Origin of the sequence: Streptomyces mangrovi, assembly GCF_900114215.1 — a bacterium.
In the GTDB taxonomy this organism is placed as follows: Bacteria; Actinomycetota; Actinomycetes; order Streptomycetales; family Streptomycetaceae; genus Streptomyces; species Streptomyces barkulensis.
Window position 1 is genome coordinate 15,294 of the sequence record NZ_FOSG01000018.1, and the last position, 20,591, is coordinate 35,884.

The 20,591-nt window shown below is 74.5% G+C and carries 23 protein-coding genes; 8 read left to right on the forward strand and 15 right to left on the reverse strand.

Annotated features, from left to right (window positions below):
• Nucleotides 1-297: 297 nt before the first annotated feature.
• Nucleotides 298-603, forward strand: a complete 306-nt coding sequence (locus tag BM237_RS21720) for a WhiB family transcriptional regulator (RefSeq protein WP_093660691.1) — start codon at nt 298-300, stop codon at nt 601-603.
• Nucleotides 604-712: 109 nt separating this feature from the next.
• Here the strand turns inward: BM237_RS21720 and BM237_RS21725 are convergent, their stop codons facing one another.
• Nucleotides 713-1,633, reverse strand: a complete 921-nt coding sequence (locus tag BM237_RS21725) for a LysR family transcriptional regulator (protein WP_093851416.1) — start codon at nt 1,631-1,633, stop codon at nt 713-715.
• A 67-nt stretch (nt 1,634-1,700) separates the two neighbouring features.
• Between BM237_RS21725 and BM237_RS21730 the strand changes: the two genes are divergently transcribed.
• Together BM237_RS21730 and BM237_RS21735 are read left to right on the forward strand one after the other, a co-directional pair.
• Nucleotides 1,701-2,390 carry an MOSC domain-containing protein gene (locus BM237_RS21730; RefSeq protein WP_093851417.1) on the forward strand — a complete coding sequence of 230 codons (690 nt, stop codon included), beginning with the start codon at nt 1,701-1,703 and terminating at the stop codon, nt 2,388-2,390.
• 47 nt (nt 2,391-2,437) lie between these two features.
• Entirely contained in the window at nt 2,438-3,208 is a 771-nt protein-coding gene (locus BM237_RS21735) for an SDR family NAD(P)-dependent oxidoreductase (protein ID WP_093851418.1), read from the forward strand.
• Nucleotides 3,209-3,357: 149 nt separating this feature from the next.
• Here the strand turns inward: BM237_RS21735 and groL are convergent, their stop codons facing one another.
• Nucleotides 3,358-4,983 (reverse strand): chaperonin GroEL, encoded by a 1,626-nt coding sequence (groL, locus tag BM237_RS21740; RefSeq protein WP_093851419.1) that lies wholly within the window; start codon nt 4,981-4,983, stop codon nt 3,358-3,360.
• A gap of 106 nt (nt 4,984-5,089) precedes the next feature.
• On the reverse strand, nt 5,090-5,401 hold the full coding sequence (gene groES / locus BM237_RS21745) for a co-chaperone GroES (protein ID WP_093851420.1): 312 nt from the start codon (nt 5,399-5,401) through the stop codon (nt 5,090-5,092).
• Between the two features lie 258 nt (nt 5,402-5,659).
• Here groES and BM237_RS21750 point away from each other — a divergent pair, with 258 nt between their 5' ends.
• The 3 genes from BM237_RS21750 (at nt 5,660) to BM237_RS21760 (ending at nt 8,201) form a co-directional block, all read left to right on the forward strand.
• On the forward strand, nt 5,660-6,238 hold the full coding sequence (locus BM237_RS21750) for a Uma2 family endonuclease (RefSeq protein WP_093851421.1): 579 nt from the start codon (nt 5,660-5,662) through the stop codon (nt 6,236-6,238).
• A gap of 12 nt (nt 6,239-6,250) precedes the next feature.
• Nucleotides 6,251-7,462, forward strand: coding sequence for a class I SAM-dependent methyltransferase (locus BM237_RS21755; RefSeq protein ID WP_093851422.1), 1,212 nt, complete (start codon nt 6,251-6,253; stop codon nt 7,460-7,462).
• Between the two features lie 124 nt (nt 7,463-7,586).
• Nucleotides 7,587-8,201: a Uma2 family endonuclease gene (locus tag BM237_RS21760; RefSeq protein WP_093851423.1), complete on the forward strand. Its 615-nt coding sequence runs from the start codon at nt 7,587-7,589 to the stop codon at nt 8,199-8,201.
• A gap of 14 nt (nt 8,202-8,215) precedes the next feature.
• Here the strand turns inward: BM237_RS21760 and BM237_RS21765 are convergent, their stop codons facing one another.
• Genes BM237_RS21765 through tsaB form a run of 4 tightly spaced genes read right to left on the reverse strand, consistent with a single transcriptional unit; the run spans nt 8,216 to nt 10,911 of the window.
• The gene (locus tag BM237_RS21765) at nt 8,216-8,479 is read right to left on the reverse strand and encodes a hypothetical protein (protein WP_093851424.1); all 264 of its coding nucleotides are present in this window, start codon (nt 8,477-8,479) and stop codon (nt 8,216-8,218) included.
• Nucleotides 8,476-9,609 (reverse strand): tRNA (adenosine(37)-N6)-threonylcarbamoyltransferase complex transferase subunit TsaD, encoded by a 1,134-nt coding sequence (gene tsaD, locus BM237_RS21770; protein WP_093851425.1) that lies wholly within the window; start codon nt 9,607-9,609, stop codon nt 8,476-8,478. The genes BM237_RS21765 and tsaD overlap by 4 nt, the downstream gene beginning before the upstream one ends.
• Nucleotides 9,602-10,147: a ribosomal protein S18-alanine N-acetyltransferase gene (gene rimI, locus BM237_RS21775; RefSeq protein WP_093851515.1), complete on the reverse strand. Its 546-nt coding sequence runs from the start codon at nt 10,145-10,147 to the stop codon at nt 9,602-9,604. The genes tsaD and rimI overlap by 8 nt, the downstream gene beginning before the upstream one ends.
• Nucleotides 10,148-10,203: 56 nt before the next feature.
• Nucleotides 10,204-10,911: a tRNA (adenosine(37)-N6)-threonylcarbamoyltransferase complex dimerization subunit type 1 TsaB gene (gene tsaB / locus BM237_RS21780; protein WP_093851426.1), complete on the reverse strand. Its 708-nt coding sequence runs from the start codon at nt 10,909-10,911 to the stop codon at nt 10,204-10,206.
• Between the two features lie 168 nt (nt 10,912-11,079).
• Between tsaB and BM237_RS21785 the strand changes: the two genes are divergently transcribed.
• Both BM237_RS21785 and BM237_RS21790 read left to right on the forward strand, forming a co-directional pair.
• A complete protein-coding gene (locus BM237_RS21785) occupies nt 11,080-11,688 on the forward strand; it encodes a hypothetical protein (RefSeq protein ID WP_093851427.1) in 609 nt (202 codons plus the stop codon).
• 155 nt (nt 11,689-11,843) lie between these two features.
• The gene (locus tag BM237_RS21790; RefSeq protein WP_245793906.1) at nt 11,844-12,449 is read left to right on the forward strand and encodes a DUF6328 family protein; all 606 of its coding nucleotides are present in this window, start codon (nt 11,844-11,846) and stop codon (nt 12,447-12,449) included.
• 22 nt (nt 12,450-12,471) lie between these two features.
• Here BM237_RS21790 and BM237_RS21795 read toward each other — a convergent pair whose 3' ends face one another.
• The 8 genes from BM237_RS21795 to BM237_RS21830 form a co-directional block, all read right to left on the reverse strand.
• Nucleotides 12,472-12,684: a hypothetical protein gene (locus BM237_RS21795; protein WP_093851428.1), complete on the reverse strand. Its 213-nt coding sequence runs from the start codon at nt 12,682-12,684 to the stop codon at nt 12,472-12,474.
• Nucleotides 12,685-12,867: 183 nt separating this feature from the next.
• Complete coding sequence (tsaE, locus tag BM237_RS21800; RefSeq protein WP_093851516.1) at nt 12,868-13,401, reverse strand: tRNA (adenosine(37)-N6)-threonylcarbamoyltransferase complex ATPase subunit type 1 TsaE; 534 nt, start codon at nt 13,399-13,401, stop codon at nt 12,868-12,870.
• A 64-nt stretch (nt 13,402-13,465) separates the two neighbouring features.
• The gene (locus BM237_RS21805) at nt 13,466-14,698 is read right to left on the reverse strand and encodes an alpha/beta fold hydrolase (RefSeq protein WP_093851429.1); all 1,233 of its coding nucleotides are present in this window, start codon (nt 14,696-14,698) and stop codon (nt 13,466-13,468) included.
• 7 nt (nt 14,699-14,705) lie between these two features.
• Nucleotides 14,706-15,899 carry an alanine racemase gene (gene alr, locus BM237_RS21810; protein ID WP_093851430.1) on the reverse strand — a complete coding sequence of 398 codons (1,194 nt, stop codon included), beginning with the start codon at nt 15,897-15,899 and terminating at the stop codon, nt 14,706-14,708.
• 299 nt (nt 15,900-16,198) lie between these two features.
• Nucleotides 16,199-17,692 carry an NAD(P)H-hydrate dehydratase gene (locus tag BM237_RS21815; RefSeq protein WP_093851517.1) on the reverse strand — a complete coding sequence of 498 codons (1,494 nt, stop codon included), beginning with the start codon at nt 17,690-17,692 and terminating at the stop codon, nt 16,199-16,201.
• A gap of 103 nt (nt 17,693-17,795) precedes the next feature.
• Nucleotides 17,796-18,164, reverse strand: coding sequence for a holo-ACP synthase (locus BM237_RS21820; protein WP_093851431.1), 369 nt, complete (start codon nt 18,162-18,164; stop codon nt 17,796-17,798).
• Nucleotides 18,165-18,222: 58 nt separating this feature from the next.
• On the reverse strand, nt 18,223-20,070 hold the full coding sequence (gene glmS, locus BM237_RS21825; protein ID WP_093851432.1) for a glutamine--fructose-6-phosphate transaminase (isomerizing): 1,848 nt from the start codon (nt 20,068-20,070) through the stop codon (nt 18,223-18,225).
• A 36-nt stretch (nt 20,071-20,106) separates the two neighbouring features.
• The gene (locus tag BM237_RS21830; RefSeq protein WP_093851433.1) at nt 20,107-20,349 is read right to left on the reverse strand and encodes a hypothetical protein; all 243 of its coding nucleotides are present in this window, start codon (nt 20,347-20,349) and stop codon (nt 20,107-20,109) included.
• Between the last annotated feature and the right edge of the window lie 242 nt (nt 20,350-20,591).

Genomic DNA, 20,591 nt, shown 5'->3' on the forward strand with positions numbered 1-20,591 from the left:
CCGGCACTTGTCTGTGTCAACCGCCTCCGCACACTCAACGACGGTCACCCGAAAGAGTTACGGTCTCCGGCGCCCGCTTTCAACACCCTACGTGATGGCGTCGACACGGAGGGGGTATCCCGCGCTGATCAACGGCCGTGTCGTCATTTGCCCTGTTTGGCGGGTTTTCTTTTTATTACTCGCGTATGTCCCGAAAATCTCGAAGATGCATATTTACATCTACTCATACCGTGGATGTACGGTCGTGACTGTTCTCGACTGGTTCACCAGCATCAGTTCGCTTCGAGAGGACAAGCCATGGCAGATTTCTCCCGCCTTCCGGGTCCCAACGCCGATCTGTGGGACTGGCAGCTGCTGGCCGCCTGTCGAGGAGTCGACAGCTCGCTGTTCTTCCACCCCGAAGGGGAGCGCGGAGCGGCCCGCAGCGCACGCGAGGCCTCCGCGAAGGAGGTGTGCATGCGCTGCCCGGTCCGGGCGGAGTGCGCCGCCCACGCGCTCACCGTGCGTGAGCCGTACGGGGTGTGGGGCGGACTGACCGAGGACGAACGCGAGGAACTCATGGGCCGGGCCCGCACCAGGCTGGTCGGCGCGGCCGGGGCGTAGCGCCGCTCCCCGCGCCCTCCGAATGCCCCCTCGGCGCCCGGCGGACCCGGACGCCCCGCGGGCGCGGGCGCCGGACGGGCCGGGTACCGGACGCCGGACGCGGTCCGCGTCAGCGGCGGGCCGCGTCCGACAGCCGGTCCAGCATGGCGGCGACCGCCGGCACCCGGGCGAGGTCCGGCAGCGTCAGCGCCACCACCTCGCGCCGCACCCGCGGACTGATGCCCACGGTCCGCACACCGCGGGGCCGTACCGACTCCACCGCCAGCCCCGGCAGCACGGCCACGCCCAGCCCCGCCCCCACCAGCCCCACCACGGCCGGGTAGTCGTCGGTGGCGAAGTCGATCCGCGGGGTGAAGCCCGCCCTCTCGCACACCTCCACCAGATGGCCGCGGCAGCGCGGGCAGCCCGCGATCCAGGACTCCCCGGCCAGTTCCGCGAGCCCGACGCCGTCCCCCGCCTCCGCCGCACGCGCCAGGCGGTGGTCCTCGGGGATCAGCCCCACCAGCCGCTCGGTCAGCAGCGGCCGCACCACCAGGTCCGCCCACTCCGGATCGCTCTCCACCGGCCCGGCGGCGTCCGGGTAGCGGTAGGCGAGGGCGATGTCGCACTCGCCCTCGCGGAGCGCCTCCGCCGAGCGCGGCGGCTGCGCCTCGGTCAACGACACCCGGGCCCCGGGGTACTCCGCGCGCATCGCGGCGACGGCCGCGGGCACGATCGCGGAGCTGGCACTGGGGAAGGACACCAGCCGGACCCGGCCCGCCCGCAGCCCGGCGATGGCGGCCACCTCCTCCTCGGCGGCGGCCAGCCCGGCCAGGATCCCCGCCGCGTGCCGCACCAGCGCCTCACCCGCCTCGGTCAGGCGCGTCTCACGGCCGGCCCGCACCAGCAGCGGGGTGCCCGCGGTCTGCTCCAGGACCTTCATCTGCTGGCTGACGGCGGGCTGCGTGCAGCCCAGCGCACGGGCGGCGGCCGAGAGGGAACCGGTACGGGCCACCGCGCGCAGCACACGGAGATGGCGTGCCTCGATCACTCCCCCACCATAAGCGGCCCCGTTACCCGTTCGCGCTCTTCGAAGGCGTCCTTCTACCCTGCGCGGCATGCGGCTTCTCTCCGTGAACCTCGCCCGCCCCCGGTCCGTCGGCTACACCAACGCCCCGGGCGGTCTCACCGGCATCGACAAGCGCCCGGCCGACGGCCCGGTCGCCGTGGCCGCCCCCGGCTCCGGCGGCGGCAGCGGACTGGCCGGGGACGTCATCGGCGACCCGGTCTTCCACGGCGGCGACGACCAGGCGGTGTACGCCTTCGCCCGGGAGGACCTGGACCGCTGGGAGGAGGTCCTCGGCCGCGAACTGCCGGACGGGGTCTTCGGCGAGAACCTCACCACCGTCGGCGCCGACGTGAACGGGGCGCTGATCGGCGAGCGCTGGCGGATCGGGCCGGACGCGGTGCTGGAGGTCTCCTGCGCCCGCACCCCCTGCCGCACCTTCGCCGCCCGGCTGGGGGAGGCGGGGATCCTGCCGTCGGAGCGGGGAGCGGGATGGATGAGGACGTTCACCCGGGCCGCCGCGCCCGGGGCGTACCTGCGGGTGGCCGAGCCCGGTGAGATCCGCGCCGGGGACCGGATCGAGGTCCTGCACCGGCCCGGCCACGGGGTGACCGTCTCCCTCCTCTTCCGTGCCCTGACCACCGAGCGGGCGCTGCTCCCCCGTGTACTGGCCGCCGGTGACGCGCTGGCCGCCGCCGCGCGGGAGGAGGCGCTGGAGTACACCGCGAAGTACGCCTCCTGACGCATCCGGAACGCGGTCCGCCGGCCCCGGCCGGATAGCGTGCCCGTATGACGACTGCACTGATCACAGGGGCCACGGCCGGTATCGGCGCCGCCTTCGCCCGGCGGCTGGCACGCGACGGGCACAACGTGGTGCTGGTCGCCCGGGACACCGAGCGGCTGCGGCGGCACGCCACCGAACTGCACGACCGGCACGGCGTCGAGGCGTCCATAATCACCGCCGACCTGGCCACCGACGAGGGCATCGCGGCGGTCGAGGAGCGGCTCGGCGACCGGAAGCACCCGGTGGACCTGCTGGTCAACAACGCCGGATTCGGCAACAGGGGCCGCTATCTGGAGGTGCCGGTGGCGGACGAGCTGCGGATGCTCAAGGTGCACTGCGAGGCCGTGCTGCGGCTGACCTCGGCCGCCGCCGGGAGCATGCGCGAGCGGGGCCGCGGCGGCGTCGTCAACGTGGCCTCGGTGGCGGCCTTCGTGCCGCGCGGCACCTACGGCGCGTCCAAGGCGTGGGTCGTGCAGTTCACCCAGGGCGCGGCGCGGGACCTGGGGCCGTCGGGGGTGCGGCTGATGGCGCTGTGCCCGGGTTTCGTGCGCACCGAGTTCCACCGGCGCGCGGGGATGTCGGCACAGAGCGTGCCGGGCTGGATGTGGCTGAACGCCGACCGGGTGGTGGACGCGGCCCTGGAGGACCTGGCCAGGGGGAAGACGCTGTCCGTCCCGGACCCGCGCTACAAGGCGCTGCTGGGTCTGGCCCGGCTGGCGCCGCGCGGTCTGGTCTCGCGCGCCTCCTCCACCACCGGGCGCTTCAGCCCGAGGTGAGGAACGCACCGCCGCTCTTACGGCCGGCCCGACCCCGTCCCGCGATACGACCCCGTCCCGCGACGCGATACGACACGACGAGGCCCGGCCCCTGTGTGCCGGGGGACCGGGCCTCGTCGCAACGGCGGGCGTACCGCGTGAGCCGTGCCTCAGTGGGCGTGGCCGTGACCGTGGCCGGCGGCCTCCGGCTCCTCCTCGGCCGGCTTCTCGACGACCAGGGTCTCGGTCGTCAGCAGCAGCGACGCGATGGAGGCGGCGTTCTCCAGGGCGGAGCGGGTGACCTTGACCGGGTCGATGACGCCGGCCTTGACCAGGTCGACGTACTCGCCGGTCGCGGCGTTGAAGCCGTGGCCCTTCTCCAGCTCGGCGACCTTGGAGGTGATGACGTAGCCCTCCAGGCCGGCGTTCTCGGCGATCCAGCGCATCGGCTCGACCAGGGCCCGGCGGACGACCGCGACACCGGTGGCCTCGTCGCCGTCCTTGCCCAGGCTGTCGTCCAGCACCTTGGAGGCGTGGACCAGCGCGGAGCCGCCACCGGAGACGATGCCCTCCTCGACCGCGGCGCGGGTCGCGGAGATGGCGTCCTCCAGACGGTGCTTCTTCTCCTTGAGCTCGACCTCGGTGGCCGCGCCCACGCGGATCACGCACACGCCGCCGGCCAGCTTCGCGAGGCGCTCCTGGAGCTTCTCGCGGTCCCAGTCGGAGTCGGTGGTCTCGATCTCGGCCTTGATCTGGGCGACGCGGCCCTGCACGTCCTCGGCCTTGCCGCCGCCGTCGACGATGGTGGTGTCGTCCTTGGTGACGGTCACGCGGCGGGCGGTGCCCAGCACGTCCAGACCGGCCTGGTCGAGCTTGAGGCCGACCTCCTCGGCGATGACGGTGGCGCCGGTCAGCGTCGCCATGTCGCCGAGCATCGCCTTGCGGCGGTCGCCGAAGCCCGGGGCCTTGACGGCCACCGCGTTGAAGGTGCCGCGGATCTTGTTGACCACCAGGGTGGACAGGGCCTCGCCCTCGACGTCCTCGGCGATGATCAGCAGCGGCTTGGAGCTGTTGGTCTGGATGATCTTCTCCAGCAGGGGCAGCAGATCCTGGATGGAGGAGATCTTGCCCTGGTGGATCAGGATGTAGGGGTCGTCGAGGACGGCCTCCATGCGCTCCTGGTCGGTGACCATGTAGGGCGACAGGTAGCCCTTGTCGAAGGCCATGCCCTCGGTGAAGTCCAGCTCCAGACCGAAGGTGTTGGACTCCTCGACGGTGATGACGCCGTCCTTGCCGACCTTGTCCATCGCCTCGGCGATCAGCTCGCCGACCTGCTTGTCCTGGGCGGACAGCGCGGCCACGGCGGCGATGTCGGACTTGGAGTCGATCGGGCGGGCCGTGGCCAGCAGGTCCTCGGAGACGGCCTTGACCGCGGCGTCGATGCCCTTCTTCAGGGCGGCCGGGGAGGCGCCGGCGGCGACGTTGCGCAGGCCCTCGCGGACCAGCGCCTGGGCCAGCACGGTGGCGGTGGTGGTGCCGTCACCCGCGATGTCGTTGGTCTTGGTCGCCACCTCCTTCACGAGCTGGGCGCCCAGGTTCTCGTACGGGTCCTCGACCTCTACCTCGCGGGCGATGGTGACGCCGTCGTTGGTGATGGTCGGGGCGCCGAACTTCTTGTCGATGACGACGTTGCGGCCCTTGGGGCCGATCGTCACCTTCACGGTGTCGGCGAGCTTGTTGACGCCGCGCTCGAGGGCGCGACGGGCGTCCTCGTCGAACTTCAGGATCTTCGCCATGGTTGCTTGGGTCCTCTCGGAGTCCTCGTCAAAGGAACCGCGCCCCGGCCCCGGACGTCTCGGACGCGGGTACCAGGGCGCGGATCACAGGCAGTCTTCGCGGTGCTTACTTCTCGATGATCGCGAGAACGTCGCGCGCCGAGAGGACGAGGTACTCCTCGTTGTTGTACTTCACCTCGGTGCCGCCGTACTTGCTGTACAGCACGGTGTCGCCGACCTTGACGTCGAGCGGCAGGCGGTTGCCGTCCTCGAAGCGGCCCGGACCGACGGCGAGGACGGTGCCCTCCTGGGGCTTCTCCTTCGCGGTGTCCGGGATGACCAGGCCGGAAGCCGTGGTCTGCTCGGCGTCGAGCGGCTGGACCACGATGCGGTCCTCGAGCGGCTTGATGGCAACCTTGGAGCTGGTGGCGGTCGTCACGATCCGACCTCCCCCTTCGGAGATCTCGGCGGGGTTTGGATGTCTGGGGTGGCGACCTGGTAGATCCGTCGTCGCGGGTGCCGGATCTGCCCGTCGCTTGAGTTGGCACTCTCCATGGGGGAGTGCCAATGCTGAGACTATGACGGCGTTAGCACTCAGTCAACTGGAGTGCCAACGCACGGCGCGTTGCGCGCCGATGCGCCGGTACGCTGACCCCGTACCGCGTCACAGGTGCCCGCCCGTCAAGGAGTACCGCCGATGACCGCAGAGCCCCTGCCCGACTGGTTCTACCCGCCGCCCGGCGGCTGGACCGCCGACGACCTGGACCGGCTGCCGCCGGACGCCCCGCGCTTCGAGCTGATCGACGGAGCCCTTGTGATGGTGTCCCCGCAGACCTCGTTCCACGGCCAGGTGATGCGGCGGCTGTCCAATGCCGTAGAACTCGCGGTACCCCACGACCTGTGGGTCGAGTTCGAGATGACGATCAGACTGGGGAAGCGCCAGCGCCCGGAGCCTGACATCCTCGTCGTCAGCGGTCCGCCACATGACGAACGCACCGCCTACCTCCCCGAGGAGGTCGTGCTCGTCGTCGAGATCGTCTCCGAGGAGTCGGCTGTGCGCGACCGCGAGACCAAACCGCTGAAGTACGCCCAGGCCGGTATCCGCCACTTCTGGCGAGTGGAGAAGGAGGACCGCAAGCCAGTCGTGCACGTCTACGAGCTGGACGACACCACCGGCACATACGTCCCCACCGGAATTCACCGCGACAAGCTCGTCGTACCGGTGCCCTTCCCCATGGACATCGACCTGACCGCGTTGTACCGCGCGCCGCGGTGACGGGCCGGTGAGGTGAGCACCAACCCGGCCGCCGGCGATCCCCTCTCCGTCTTCCGCCGCCTGCTGACCGACGAGGGGCAGGCGCTGCTGGCGAAGCTGCGGTCCTACGACCCCGGGCGGGAGCTGGCCGTCGCCACCCGGCTGCGCCGCGACCATCCGGCCGAGCTGGTCTCGGCGGCCATCGCCCAGGCCCGGCTGCGGCAGCGGGCGGCGGCGAAGTTCGGGGCCGGGGACGCGGCGCGGATGTACTTCACCCCCGACGGCGTGGAGCAGGCCACCCGCGCGAGCGTGGCCGCGTACCGCGCCGGCCGCTTCGCCGCCCTCGGCGTGCGGTCCCTGGCCGACCTGTGCTGCGGCAACGGCGGCGACGCCATCGCGCTGGCCCGCGCCGGGATCGAGGTCCTGGCCGTCGACCGCTCCCCGCTGGCCTGCGCGGTCGCCCGCGCCAACGCCGGGGCGCTGGGCCTGTCCGACCTGATCGAGGTGCGCTGCGCGGACGTGACGGAGGTGGACGCGTCCGGCTTCGACGCCGTCTTCGCCGATCCGGCCCGCCGCGGCGGACGCGGCGGGCGCGGCCGGATCTTCGACCCCGAGGCGTACTCGCCGCCGCTGTCCTGGGCGGTGGAGGCCGCCCGGCGCGCCCCGCTCGCCGCGCTGAAGGTGGCCCCCGGCATCCCGCACGAGGCGGTACCGCAGGACGCGGCGGCGCAGTGGATCTCCGACGGCGGGGACGTGAAGGAGGCCGTGCTGTGGTTCGGGGCCGCCTCGCGCGGGGCGCCCCGGGTGCGCGCCACCCTGCTGCCCGGCCCCCGCACCCTGGACTCCGCCGGCCTGCCGGATCCGCCCTGCGGCCCCGTCGGCCGCTGTCTGTACGAGCCGGACGGCGCGGTGATCCGCGCGCACCTGGTCGCGGAGGTGGCCGAGCGGGTCGGCGGGCGCCTGATCGACCCGACCATCGCCTACGTCACCTCCGACGAGTACCGCCCGACGCCGTACGCGACCGCGTACGAGATCACCGACACCCTCCCCTTCAACGTCAAGCGGCTGAAGGCGCTGCTGCGCGAGCGCGGCGTCGGGACGCTGACGGTCAAGAAGCGCGGCTCGGCGGTCGAACCGGAGGAGTTGCGCCGGAAGGTGAAGCCGTCCGGCCCGGAGTCGGCCACGGTCTTCCTCACCCGCGTCGCGGGCGCCCCGACGATGCTCCTGGGCCACCCGCTCCGCTGACGAGGACACCCGTACGGGTGATGGTCACGCGTTCCGCTCCGAGCGCCGCACGGGCCGGCGAACAATCGCTCGCGGGGCACCCGGTGCGGCGTAGCCTGACATCAGCGAAACGGGGAGGACAGCCATGGCCGCCGATCCCATCACCGAGCCGATGAACGAGCCGCAGGACCCCATCGATCTGCTGATCGCGTTCGAAAAGGCCGCAGACGCGCCGATTCGGGCCGAGTACGTCGAGGGGACGATGATCGTGGCGCCGCAGCCCGACGACCACCACAACGATGCCGCGACCGAGTTCTACTTCCAGCTACGCTCGGCCGGTTTTCGGCTGGCCGGCATCGGAAGCGGATACCGCCTGGCTCTGCAAGGGGAGACGCGCTCCCTCCTGATCCCGGACTTCTACGTGAGGCATCGGAAGCCCACCGAACTCGACGAGGCGTACCGCAGGGCGCACCGGGGCTGGTACTCCATCGAACTGCTCGCGCTGGCCGGGGAGATCACCTCCACCAACCACGAGACCGATACCGGACCGAAGTACCGCGGCTACGCCGCGGCCGGCGTTCCCGTCTACGTGCTCGTCCACCGGCAGGAGAAGAAGGCGTACGCCTTCTCCGACCCGGTGCGGGAGGAGGACCCGGCCGAGGCCCACTACGCGACACGGGTCGAGGTGGACCTCGGCCGCCCCCTCCCCCTGCCCGGCCCCTACCCGGCGCTGGACACCGCCCCGTTGCTGGAGGGCTGAGGCCCCGCGACCGGTCAGGGCACGTCGGCGTCCGCGCTCTCGAAGCGCCAGCGGTGGACCGGGCGGTGGAGCAACTCCTGTGGTGGTGAGGGCAGTTCGGGGAGTTCGGCCTCGTAGGGGGCGTCCCACCAGGTGATGACCAGGACGCGGTCGGCCGGGGCGGTGAAGGTCTCGCGGCGCGGGGGCGCGGGGTCGAGCGCCTGGCCTCGGGCCCACTCCAGCAGCTCGGCGCCGCGGCCGTCCGCCGCGCGGGCCTCCCACATCAGGGCGACGGTCATGAGTAGAGGTTCTCCGCGCTCGTCTCGTGTACGTGGTCGTGACTGTGGCCGTGCGTGTGCCCGTGCCCGGACGCGCCGCTGTGCGAGACGCCCGGGACGTGCGGTTCGGTGACCGGCAGGGAGGAGTCGGCCGACAGGTCCCAGTCGGAGGGGGCCCGGTCGCGGGCGACCATCTCGGCGCCCAGGGCCGCGACCATCGCGCCGTTGTCGGTGCACAGCTTCGGACGCGGCACCCGCAGGGTGATCCCGGCCGCCTCGCAGCGCGCCCGGGCCATCGCGCGCAGCCGCGAGTTCGCCGCGACGCCGCCGCCGATCATCAGGTGCTCCACCCCCTCGTCCCGGCAGGCGCGCACCGCCTTGCGGGTCAGCACGTCGGTGACCGCCTCCTGGAAGGAGGCTGCGACATCGGCGACCGGCACCTCCTCGCCCGCGCTCCGCTTCGCCTCGATCCAGCGGGCGACGGCGGTCTTCAGGCCGGAGAAGGAGAAGTCGTAGGGCGCGTCGCGCGGGCCGGTCAGCCCGCGCGGGAAGGCGATGGCCTCCGGGTCGCCCTCGCGGGCGTAGCGGTCGATGACGGGTCCGCCGGGGAAGCCGAGGTTCAGCACCCGGGCGACCTTGTCGAACGCCTCGCCGGCCGCGTCGTCGATGGTGGCGCCCAGCGGGCGCACGTCGGAGGTGATGTCGGAGGACAGCAGGAGCGAGGAGTGGCCGCCGGAGACCAGCAGCGCCATGGTCGGCTCGGGCAGCGCGCCGTGTTCGAGCTGGTCGACGCAGATGTGCGAGGCGAGGTGGTTGACGCCGTACAGCGGCTTGCCCAGCGCGTACGCGTACGCCTTGGCCGCCGAGACGCCCACCAGCAGCGCGCCGGCCAGGCCGGGGCCGGCGGTGACGGCGACGCCGTCGAGGTCGCTCGCGGCGACGCCGGCGTCCTTCAGAGCGCGCTCGACGGTGGGGACCATCGCCTCCAGGTGGGCGCGGCTGGCGACCTCGGGCACCACGCCGCCGTACCGGGCGTGCTCGTCCACGCTGGAGGCCACCGCGTCGGCGAGCAGGGTGTGCCCGCGCACGATGCCCACGCCGGTCTCGTCGCAGGAGGTCTCGATGCCGAGGACCAGGGGTTCGTCAGCCATGGGTCGTCGTTCCTTGGTGTTCCGTTGCGGGGTCGGGTGCGGTGTCCGGCACTGGGCCCGGCGCGGTGTGGGGCGCGTGGCCGGTGTCCGGCGCGTGGCCGGCCGGGCGGCGCATCACGAGGGCGTCCACGTTCCCGGGCTGGTAGTAGCCGCGCCGCAGGCCGACGGTCTCGAAGCCGAAGCGCTCGTACAGGCGCCGGGCGCGGTCGTTGTCCACCCGGACCTCCAGCAGGACCTCGTGGCACTCGAAGTCGCCGGCGGCGGTGAGCAGCGCGGTGAGCAGCCGGGCGCCCAGTCCAGTGCCCCAGTGGTCGCGGGCGGCGGCGATGGTCTGGACGTCCCCGGTGCCGCCCGCGGCGGCGAGTCCGCCGTAGCCGGCGACGCGGCCCGCGCCGTCCTCGGCGACGAGGTAGCGGCGGGTGGCGTGCGGGCCGCGGGCGCGGGCGAGTTCGGACCAGAACAGGGCGGGCGACCAGGCGTCGTGGGGGAACAGCTCCCGTTCCAGCTCCAGCACCGGCTCGATGTCCCACCAGCGCATCTCGCGCAGGACGGGCCGGCCGGGGACCTGCCCGGCGGGCTGCTCGGGGGGCGCGGTCACCGGGGCGTGACCACCTTGTAGTTGGCGGGCACCCTCGCGTCCGGGCGCCGCAGGTACAGCGGCAGCGGCGGCAGGAAGCCCCCGGCCTCCCCGTCCGCTTCCCCTCCGGCCTTCCCGTCGGGGCCGGCCGCGAGCCGCTCGGCGGCCAGCGCCGCCAGCGCGGCCGCCGAGACGTGCTCGGGCAGGTCCTCGCGTACGCCGGTGAAGGTGTCCGCGTACAACCGGGCCCCCATGCCCACCGCGGGGACGCCGGCGACCAGCTCGGCGATGTCGGCCGGGCGGTCCACGGCCGGGTCCCCGAGACGGGTGCGGGCGTCGGCGTAGCGCGCCCAGTACACCTCCTTGCGGCGGGCGTCGGTGGCGACGACGAAGGGGCCCTCCAGTCCGGCCTCCCCGGCGGCGTGGGCGATGCCGTCCAGCGTGCACAGGCCGTGCACGGGAATGCCGCGGGCGGCTCCGATGGTCGTCGCCGTCATCAGGCCGACCCGCAGGCCGGTGTACGGGCCGGGGCCGACGCCGACGACGATGCCGGTCACGTCGCCGAGTGCGGCGCCGGTTTCGGCCAGGACGCGGTCGACGGCCGGGAGCAGCAGTTCGCCGTGGCGGCGGGCGTCCACCTCGTCGGCGGCTGCGAGGGTCCTCGTCCCGTCGTGCAGGGCGACGGTGACGGCGGGGGTTGCGGTATCCAGAGCGAGCAGGAGCACGCTCTCAGCCTACGGCGCGCCGCGGGCCGCCGGTGCCCGCCCGCGGCACGGCGCCCACTACCGACTGCTACCGTCGGACTTACGATCACACCGGTCTTCCGGGGCTCCGACGGGGTTCCGGGTACGTACCGGCGGGGGAAGCGGCGAGTACCGGAGGCGGGCGAGACGGTGGCACGGAACAGCGCGGGTACGTTCGTGGCCGGGCTGACCGCGGCGGCGCTCGCCGTCGTCGGCTTCCTGGCCTACCAGGCGTCCGCCGCACAGGACCGGCACGGACCCGCCGGCGAACGCGGGGCCGCCGCGTCGGCCTCCCCCTCTCCCTCCCCCGGCGCCGCGCGGAAGGACGCCGGGGCCCGCGAGGACCGCGAGAAGTCCGGGGACCGCGAGGAGGTCGCGCTGCCGGCCGACTCCGGCACCGGCGAACGCGTCGTGTACTCCCTGCACGGCGACCGGGTCTGGCTGGTGGGCGCGAACGAGCAGGTCACCCGGACCTACCGCGTCGTTCCCGGTGCGGTGGACCCGCTGCCGGGCGAGTACACCGTGAGCGAGGGCGACCGCACCGAGCGCGTCACCGGATCCGACGGGGTACCCGTCGCCCATGTGGTGCTGTTCACGCAGGTGGAGGGTGTCGTGGTGGGCTTCAGCGCCGCCGTGGACGGCTCCCTGCCCGAGGGGCAGCCGAAGGAGGGCACGGGCGGCATCCGCTCCAGGGCCGCGGACGGCGAGGCGATGTGGCGGTTCGCCACGGCGGGCACGAAGGTCGTCGTCGTCCCCTGAGCCCCTGCGGTTCCCCCGGAAAGCCCCCAGAAGACCCCGGGAAGCCCCCGGCCCACCGGATCCGCACCCACGTTTGCCCTCCTCCGATTCGAACAGATGGGGAACAGGCGGACGGGCGCCGGAGAAGGGGTGGCGGCATGACACCGGGGACGGACATGGCAGCGGACAGGGACGGCGGCGGGCGGCGGCCCGCGGACACCGGGGACACCGGCGGCCCGGCGGCGCGGGCCGCCCGGCGGGCCGACGAGTCGGCCCGGGCGGCGCGGGAGGAACGCCGGGAGAGCGAGAAGGAGCGGGCCGACCGGCGGTGGACGGAGCTGCTCCAGGAGGTCAGGGTCGCCCAGATGGGCATCCAGATCCTGCTCGGCTTCCTGCTGAGCGTCGCCTTCACCGAGCGGTTCACCGACCTGGGGCCCATGGACCGCAACATCTACGTCGTCACCGTCGTCCTCGGCTCGGCCGCGACCGGCACGCTGATCGCCCCGGTGGCCCTGCACCGCTTCGTCACCGGCCACCGGATGAAGCCGCAGACGGTGGAGTGGGCCGCCCGCCTGACCATCACCGGGCTGGTCCTGCTGCTGTGCACGGTCACCTGCGCACTGCTGCTCATCCTGCGCGTGGTGCTGGACAACGGCATGGCCTGGTGGATCGTCGGCGCGCTGTTCATGTGGTTCGTGGGCGCCTGGTTCCTGCTGCCGGCCTGGGCGCGCCGCGTCGGGCCGAGGCAGAAGGAGCGGGAGGGGCTGGAGCAACGCTCCTAGGCCCTCCGCTCCGTACGGGCCCTCAGGCCGCCTCGGCCCGGGGGCCCTCGCCGTCCGGGCGCTCTCCGGGGGCGGTACGGCGCTCGGGGGCCGGCGGTGTGGAGACCGCGTCGGCCGCGGCGCACGAGGCCAGCAGGTCGCGCATCGGCACCGCCGCGGCGCCCGGCAGGCGTCCGGACGCGCCGGCGGTCGTGTCCTGCGCGGTCGTGTCGGGCTCTCGCCTCTCTGCCTCCATGGGTCCTCCCGTGGCTCATGGGGCGGGAGTGGTAAGGCGTACCTAACCACCCTTCCGGCCTCCATGTGAACACGCCGGGGGCACCGTGCGCAACATCTTGCCGACACGGTGTCGGAACCCGACCCGGGACCCCGGCGCGGTACGGGGCGCGGTGCGGGGCGCGGTACGTCCGGACCACGGCCCCTACGCGCTCTCCCTCGGCTCCGCGAGGACGGACAGGTCCTGGTCCGACCAGCGCCCGCCGACGCCGGTCACCGTCACCGTCCGCACGTCCTCCCCGGAGCCGTCCTCCACACCGGAGCCGTCCTCCCCGGAACCGTCCCGCACGCCGTTCCCGGAGCCGCCGGCCGGCTCCGCCCCCACGGACCGCTCGATGACCACGTGCAGCCGGTCCTCCGAGAGCTCCTCGACCTTCCCCTCGCCCCACTCCACGACCACCACCGACTCCGGCAGCGAGACGTCGAGGTCCAGGTCCTCCATCTCCTCCAGGCCGCCGCCGAGCCGGTAGGCGTCCACGTGCACCAGCGCGGGCCCGCCGCCGAGCGGGGGATGGACCCGGGCGATGACGAAGGTGGGCGAGGTGACCGCGCCGCGCACGTCCAGCCCCTCGCCCAGCCCGCGGGTGAGGGTGGTCTTGCCCGCGCCCAGCTCGCCGGTGAGCAGGACGAGGTCGCCGGGCAGCAGCAGCCGGGCCAGCCGCCGGCCCAGCTCCCGCATCCGGTCGGGGGTCGCGACGCGGATCCTCACGGTCCGTTCGAAGCCCTGGGGGCCTCGGGGCCCGTCAGGACTCGGGGGGCTCTGCCGGGGACTCTGCCGGGGGCTCTGCCGGGGACTCTGCCGGCTCTCCGGAACGGCCCCGGGGGCGGTCCCCGCGGCCCGGTGGTGCGGTGTCTCCATGGGTGTGGATGGTACGCGTCAGCAGCTCGGCCAGACGGTCGCCGACCGCCTCGGGGTGCTCCAGCATCACCAGGTGTCCCGCGCCCTCCACGACCACCAGTTCCGCGTGCGGCAGCGCCCCGGCCATCGCCTCACTGTGCTCGCGCGGGGTGAGCAGATCGCGGTCGCCGGTGAGGATCAGCGCGGGCCGCCCCTCCCCGAAGGCGGCCAGCGCGGCGGTCTTGTCGTGCTCGGCGAAGGCGGGGTAGAAGTCGGCGACCACGTCGACCGGCACCGACTCGATCAGCCGCTCCGCGAAGCGCGCCACCCCCGGGTCCACGTCGCGACCGCCGAACGAGTACCGCTTGACCAGCCCGGTGAAGAGGTCGGCGGTCGCCCGCCGGCCGCGCTCCACCAGGTCGGCCCGCGCGGCCAGCGTCCTGAGCACTCCGGGCGCCATCCGCCGCAGCGCCCGGGCCCCGGCGGCGGGCAGCCCGAAGGTCACCTCCGTGAGGTTGCCCGCCGAGGTGCCCAGCAGGGCCACCGCGGCGACACGCTCGGCGACGTACCCGGGGTGGTGGTGAGCGAGCGCCATCACCGTCATTCCGCCCATCGAGTGGCCGACGAGGACGACCGGACCAGTGGGGACGGCGGCGTCGAGCACCGCCTTCAGATCGCGCCCGAGCCGGTCGATGGTGACCGTCTCGCCGGCCCGCCCGCGCCCGGAGCGGCCGTGGCCGCGCTGGTCCCAGTAGACGGCGCGCAGGGCGGGGGTGACCGGCGCGGTGGGGGTGACGCCGCGCAGGGCGGCGCGCTGGAAGTGCCAGACGTCCTGGGCCAGGCAGTAGCCGTGGCTGAAGACGACCGTGGGCGCTCCCTCGGGTATCGCGCCCTCCGGTTCGTCGGTCTCGTAGTACAGCTCGGTGCCGTCGTCGGCCACTGCCCGGCCCGGGGCGCCGCGCAGCGAGCCGTACGGACCGGCCGCGTCCAGCGCCAGGCGCGCCCGGTGGCGCACCGCCCGGTGCACGGTCAGCCGCTCGACGGCCACTCCCGCCGCCACGCCGGCCGCGGCCAGCCCCAGCACCGCGCCGGCCACCCCCGCGCGGCGCGCCCATCCCCTGCCGCCCACGTCCCTCATGCCCGCGTCACGCCTCCGCGTTGAGATGGACGCGCGGCACCCGGGCGCCGATCCGGGTGACGATCTCGTACCCGATGGTGCCCACCGCGCGCGCCCAGTCCTCGGCCGTCGGCTCGCCCGCGTCGCCCGGCCCGAACAGGACCGCCTCGTCGCCCTCCGCGGCCGCGTCGCCGCCCAGGTCCACCACGAACTGGTCCATGGCCACCCGTCCGGCGACCGTCCGCCACTTGCCCGCCACCAGCACCGGCCCGCTTCCCGAGGCGTGCCGGGGGATGCCGTCGGCGTAGCCGGCCGGGACCAGGCCCAGGGTCGTCTCGCCGGGGGTGGTGTAGTGGTGGCCGTAGCTCACCCCGTGCCCGGCGGGCACCCGCTTGACCAGGGCGAGCCGGGCACGCAGGGACATCACCGGCCGCAGCCCGAAGTCCGCCGGCACGCCGACCTCGGGCGAGGGCGAGAGGCCGTAGACCGACACCCCGGTGCGCACCAGGTCGAAGTGCGCCTCGGGGAGGGTGAGGGTGGCGGGCGAGTTGGCGATGTGCCGCACCTCCGGGTCGAGCCCGGCGCGGGCCGCTGCGGCCAGCGCCTCGTGGAAGACGGCGAGCTGGGCGGCGATGGAGGGGTGGCCGGGCTCGTCGGCGCAGGCGAAGTGCGACCACACCCCGGCGACCTTCACCGTGCCCTCGGCCTCGGCGGCGCGGGCGGCGGCGGTCAGCGCCTCCCACCCGGCGGGCGGGCAGCCGCTGCGGCCCAGCCCGGTGTCGATCTTCAGGTGGACGCGGGCGGTACGGCCGCGGGCGCGGGCGGCGGCCGTGATCTCCCGCAGCGCCCACGGGTCGCTCGCCGACACGTCGACGTCCGCCTCGATCGCCTCCCGCCAGGGCCCGCCGGGCGTCCACAGCCAGCACAGCAGCCGGCCCCGGTCCCCGGCGGCGCGCAGCGCCAGCGCCTCCTCGGGGGTGGCCGTGCCCAGCCAGGCCGCACCCGCCTGACGCGCGGCGCGGGCGCAGGGGACCATGCCGTGGCCGTACGCGTCGGCCTTGACCACGGCCATCAGCCCGGCCCCGGTCCCGGCCGCGCGCTCGCGCAGGGCGCGGACGTTGGCGCGCAGCGCGGCCAGGTCGATCTCGGCGCAGACCCGGTGCGCGTCCGGGCGGGGCCGCACTGCCGCGCCGGTGGCGAAGGGCTCACTTACGACGTCCATCGCCCACCAGTGTCTCAGGTCCGCTTCCGGCCGCCTCCCGGCCCGCCCGGCGTGCGCGTCCCGGCGTGCGTGGCGTGCGCGTCCCGGCCGTGCTCCCTCAGGTGCCGGGTGCCCGCCCCCCGGCGCCCGAGGGAGCACGGCCGGTGGGGCGGGGCGGGCGCCCCGGCGGTGCGGCGCCGGGGCGCGCCGGGCGGTACGCCCGCACGACGGACCGGCGAGGACGGGCCCCGGCCCGCTCACCGCCGCGAGGCCGTCGGTGTACCCCGGCGTACGCCCACCGCGAGCGCCGCACCACCGGTTCATCCGGCGCCCGCGGCCTCCACCACGTCCCGCCAGACCGGGCGCAGCGCCTCGGCCACGTCGAGCGCGCTGGTCAGCGGCGCCGCGCGGCGGCCCGCCAGGCCGTGGAGGTAAGCGCCCGCCACCGCCGCGTCCACCGGCGCCAGGCCGCAGGCGAGCAGCGAGCCGGCCAGCCCGGAGAGCACATCGCCGCTCCCGGCCGTCGCCAGCCAGCCGGTGCCGGTGGGGTTGACCCGCAGCGGGCCGTCCCCACCGGGCGGGGCGACCACCGTGGTCGAGCCCTTGAGCAGCACCGCCGCCCCGTACCGCCGCGCCAGTTCCCGCGCCGAGGCCAGCCGCGCCGACTCGACCTCCTCCCGCTCGGCGCCCAGCAGCGCCGCCGCCTCGCCGGCGTGCGGGGTGAGCAGGACGGGGGCCGTGCGCTCCCGCAGCGGCCCGGCGTCCATCAGCCGCAGCCCGTCGGCGTCCACCAGCACCGGTACGTCCGAGGCCAGCACGTCCCGGACGGTTCCGCGCGCCTCCTCCCCGTCGCCGAGCCCCGGCCCGACGACCCACGCCTGCACCCGGCCGGCCCGCGAGGGCGGGCCGGAGGAGACCAGCGTCTCGGGGAAGCGGGCGATCACCTCCCCGGCCGCGGGCCCGGCGTAGCGCACGGCGCCCGCGCCGCCGCGCAGCGCCCCGGCCACCGCCAGCACCGCCGCGCCCGGGTAGCGGGCGGAGCCGACCGCGATCCCGACCACACCGCGCCGGTACTTGTCGCTCTCGGCCGACGGGCGGGGCAGCAGGGCGGCCACGTCCGCGTGCTGCGCGGCGCGCACCACCGGTTCGGCCGCCTCCAGGTACGGGCCCAGGCCGATGTCGACCAGCCGCAGCGCCCCGGCGTGCTCGCGCGCCGGATCGACCAGCAGGCCCGGCTTGTACGCCCCGAAGGTCACCGTCGCCGCCGCCCGCACCGCCACACCGCGCACCTCGCCGGTGTCGGCGTCCACGCCGCTGGGCAGGTCCACGGCGACGACGGGCACCCCGGCCTCCGCGACGGCGTCGGCGATCTCCACCGCACCCGGCCGCAGGCCCCCCCGGCCCCCGATGCCGACGATGCCGTCCACCACCAGGTCGGCCCGCCGCACGAGCGCGGGCACGTCGGCGGGCACGCCCTCCAGCGCGGTGTGGGCGGCGGGGGCCGCGACGGCCCGGCCCCCGGCCGCCCGCAGTGCGGCGAGCCCGCCGGTGTGGACCTTCTCCGGGCTGAGCAGCACAGCCGTCACCCCGGCGCCGCGCCGGGCCAGGTACGCCCCGGCGAAGAGCGCGTCCCCGCCGTTGTCGCCGCTGCCCACCAGCAGGGCGATCCGGGTGCCGTAGACGCGCCCCAGCATCCCGGCGCAGGCGGCGGCCAGCCCGGCGGCGGCGCGGCGCATCAGCGCCCCGGCGGGCAGGCGCGCCATCAGCTCCCGCTCGGCGGCCCGTACGGTCTGCACGCTGTAGGCATCTCTCATGCCCTCAGTCTGACCGCCCGCCGCCGGGTCCACCCGCCTCCGGTCGTCCTCCGGCCGTCCTCCGGCGTCCTTCGGCTCTCCTTCGGCGATCGGCTCCCGGCGGTCAGCTCTCGGCGATCACGACGGCCGTCGCCACCCCCGCGTCGTGGCTGAGGGAGACGTGCCAGTGCCGCACCCCCAGCTCGGCGGCGCGGGCGGCGACGGTGCCGGTCACCCGCAGCAGTGGCTGCCCGTGCTCGGAGGCGTGCACCTCCGCGTCCGTCCACACCATCCCGCCGGGCGCGCCCAACGCCTTGGCCAGGGCCTCCTTGGCGGCGAACCGCGCCGCCAGGGAGGCCACCGAGCGCCGCTCCCCGCCGGGCAGTGTCTGCTCGGCGGGGGTGAACAGCCGCTCGGCCAGGGCGGGGGTGCGGGCCAGCGCGCCGGCGAAGCGGTCGACGGAGGCGACGTCGATCCCCACCCCGACGATCACCCGCGACCCCCCGTCCGCCGGGAGCGCCCGGTGCGTCCGGTGCGTCCGCGGCTCCGGTTCACTCCACCGTCACCGACTTGGCCAGGTTGCGCGGCTGGTCCACCTCGTTGCCGCGGGCCGTGGCCAGCTCGCAGGCGAAGACCTGCAGCGGCACGGTGGCCACCAGCGGCTGGAGCAGGGTGGGCGTGGCGGGGATGCTCACCAGGTGGTCGGCGTACGGCACGACCGTCTCGTCGCCCTCCTCGGCGATGACGATGGTCCGCGCGCCCCGGGCCCGGATCTCCTGGATGTTGGAGACGATCTTGTCGTGCAGCACGGACCGGCCGCGCGGCGACGGCACGACCACCACCACCGGCAGGTCCTCCTCGATCAGCGCGATCGGGCCGTGCTTGAGCTCGCCGGCCGCGAAGCCCTCGGCGTGCATGTACGCCAGCTCCTTGAGCTTGAGCGCGCCCTCCAGGGCGACGGGGAAGCCCACGTGGCGGCCGAGGAAGAGCACGGTGTTCTTGTCCGCCAGGGAGCGGGCCAGCTCCCGCACCGGCTCCATGGTGGCCAGGACCTTCCCGACCTCCGTGGAGATCTGCGACAGCTCCCGGATCACCGAGCCGATCTCGTCGCCCCACTTGGTGCCGCGCACCTGGCCCAGGTAGAGGGCCACCAGGTAGCAGGCCACCAGCTGGGTCAGGAACGCCTTGGTGGAGGCGACCGCGACCTCGGGCCCGGCGTGGGTGTAGAGCACCGCGTCGGACTCGCGCGGGATGGTGGAGCCGTTGGTGTTGCAGATGGCCAGCACCTTGGCGCCCTGCTCACGGGCGTGGCGCAGCGCCATCAGGGTGTCCATGGTCTCGCCGGACTGGCTGATGGCGATGACGAGCGTGCGCTGGTCCATGATCGGGTCCCGGTAGCGGAACTCGCTGGCCAGCTCGGTCTCGCAGGGGATGCGCGTCCAGTGCTCGATGGCGTACTTGGCGATCATCCCGGCGTGGTAGGCCGTGCCGCACGCCACGATGACGACCTTGTTCACCTCGCGCAGCACGTGGTCGGGGATGCGCACCTCGTCCAGGGCCAGCCGGCCGGCCTCGTCGATGCGGCCCAGGAGGGTGTCGGCGACCGCCTTGGGCTGCTCGGCGATCTCCTTGAGCATGAAGTAGTCGTAGCCGCCCTTCTCGGCGGCCGAGGCGTCCCAGTCCACGTGGTAGGCGCGGGTGTCGGCGGGGGCGCCGTCGAAGTCGGTGACCGTCACCCGGTCCCGCCTCAGCTCCACGACCTGGTCCTGGCCCAGCTCGATGGCCTCACGGGTGTGGGCGATGAACGCGGCGACGTCGGAGGCGAGGAAGTTCTCGCCCTCGCCGACGCCGACCACCAGCGGCGAGTTGCGCCGGGCGCCGACGACGGTGTCGGGCTCGTCGGCGTGGACGGCGACGAGGGTGAAGGCGCCCTCCAGCCGGCGGCACACCTGCCGCATGGCCTCGGCCAGGTCGCCGCAGGAGGAGAAGTTCTCGGCGAGCAGGTGGGCCACGACCTCGGTGTCGGTCTCGGAGGTCAGCTCGTGGCCGCGCTCGGCCAGCTCGGCGCGGAGCGCGGCGAAGTTCTCGATGATGCCGTTGTGGACGACCGCGACCCGCCCGGAGTTGTCCAGGTGCGGGTGCGCGTTGGCGTCGGTCGGCCCGCCGTGGGTGGCCCACCGGGTGTGGCCGATGCCGGTGGCGCCGGCCGGCAGCGGGCGCTCGTCCAGCAGCTTGCCGAGGTTGCCCAGCTTCCCGGCCTTCTTCGCGGCGGCCAGCCCGCCGTCGGCGAGGACGGCAACGCCCGCCGAGTCATAACCGCGGTACTCCAACCGCTTCAGTCCCGCGATGACGACGTCGAGGGCGGACTGCCCTCCCACATAACCAACGATTCCGCACATGCGATGCAGCCTAAGGGCAGCCGGGGGTGAGGGCTGTCAGCGCCCTCGCCCTATTCGTCCGACCGCCCGCCCGACGATCTCCAGGTACTCGGCCTCCTCGCACCACGGCCTGCCGCCCGGCCGGTACGTCTCCAGCACGTCGCCGGGGTGCTCCCCCAGGTCCTCGTCGGGCAGTTCGTCCAGGAGTTCCTCCCACGCCCGGGCGTCGCGTGCCTCGGCGGACCTGCGCGCGGCGAGGCGGCGGCGTGCCGCACGGGAGCGCTGGAACGGAATCGGCATACGGACCCCTCCGGGCCGGTGGTGGGCGGACCCCGCCGGATCGGACGGGGGTTCGCACGGCGGCTTCACACACATGGAGCAAGCGCGCGAATGCGGTCAACGTATCCGCGACGGACTTCCGCGTACACCCCCTCGTACGCACATCTGTGCTGCTGATCACACGTGAACGGCCGTGAGACCGGACGCGTACGGCCCGACAATGGGCCCGTGTCCACCCCCGTCACCGCCCCCGGACCCCCCTC

What these genes read in the sequence shown, in the direction of transcription:
- BM237_RS21765 (WP_093851424.1), bottom strand. Translation starts at nt 8,479, where the DNA reads ATGACCGTCGCCCTGATGTGGGAGGCCCGCGCGGCGGACGGCCGCGGC.
- BM237_RS21795 (WP_093851428.1), bottom strand. Translation starts at nt 12,684, where the DNA reads ATGGAGGCAGAGAGGCGAGAGCCCGACACGACCGCGCAGGACACGACC.
- tsaE (WP_093851516.1), bottom strand. Translation starts at nt 13,401, where the DNA reads ATGCGGGAGCTGGGCCGGCGGCTGGCCCGGCTGCTGCTGCCCGGCGAC.
- glmS (WP_093851432.1), bottom strand. Translation starts at nt 20,070, where the DNA reads ATGTGCGGAATCGTTGGTTATGTGGGAGGGCAGTCCGCCCTCGACGTC.
- BM237_RS21805 (WP_093851429.1), bottom strand. Translation starts at nt 14,698, where the DNA reads ATGAGGGACGTGGGCGGCAGGGGATGGGCGCGCCGCGCGGGGGTGGCC.
- tsaD (WP_093851425.1), bottom strand. Translation starts at nt 9,609, where the DNA reads ATGGCTGACGAACCCCTGGTCCTCGGCATCGAGACCTCCTGCGACGAG.
- BM237_RS21750 (WP_093851421.1), top strand. Translation starts at nt 5,660, where the DNA reads ATGACCGCAGAGCCCCTGCCCGACTGGTTCTACCCGCCGCCCGGCGGC.
- alr (WP_093851430.1), bottom strand. Translation starts at nt 15,899, where the DNA reads ATGGACGTCGTAAGTGAGCCCTTCGCCACCGGCGCGGCAGTGCGGCCC.
- BM237_RS21730 (WP_093851417.1), top strand. Translation starts at nt 1,701, where the DNA reads ATGCGGCTTCTCTCCGTGAACCTCGCCCGCCCCCGGTCCGTCGGCTAC.
- BM237_RS21790 (WP_245793906.1), top strand. Translation starts at nt 11,844, where the DNA reads ATGGCAGCGGACAGGGACGGCGGCGGGCGGCGGCCCGCGGACACCGGG.
- BM237_RS21815 (WP_093851517.1), bottom strand. Translation starts at nt 17,692, where the DNA reads ATGAGAGATGCCTACAGCGTGCAGACCGTACGGGCCGCCGAGCGGGAG.
- BM237_RS21735 (WP_093851418.1), top strand. Translation starts at nt 2,438, where the DNA reads ATGACGACTGCACTGATCACAGGGGCCACGGCCGGTATCGGCGCCGCC.
- groL (WP_093851419.1), bottom strand. Translation starts at nt 4,983, where the DNA reads ATGGCGAAGATCCTGAAGTTCGACGAGGACGCCCGTCGCGCCCTCGAG.
- rimI (WP_093851515.1), bottom strand. Translation starts at nt 10,147, where the DNA reads ATGCGCTGGTGGGACATCGAGCCGGTGCTGGAGCTGGAACGGGAGCTG.
- BM237_RS21830 (WP_093851433.1), bottom strand. Translation starts at nt 20,349, where the DNA reads ATGCCGATTCCGTTCCAGCGCTCCCGTGCGGCACGCCGCCGCCTCGCC.
- BM237_RS21760 (WP_093851423.1), top strand. Translation starts at nt 7,587, where the DNA reads ATGGCCGCCGATCCCATCACCGAGCCGATGAACGAGCCGCAGGACCCC.
- BM237_RS21720 (WP_093660691.1), top strand. Translation starts at nt 298, where the DNA reads ATGGCAGATTTCTCCCGCCTTCCGGGTCCCAACGCCGATCTGTGGGAC.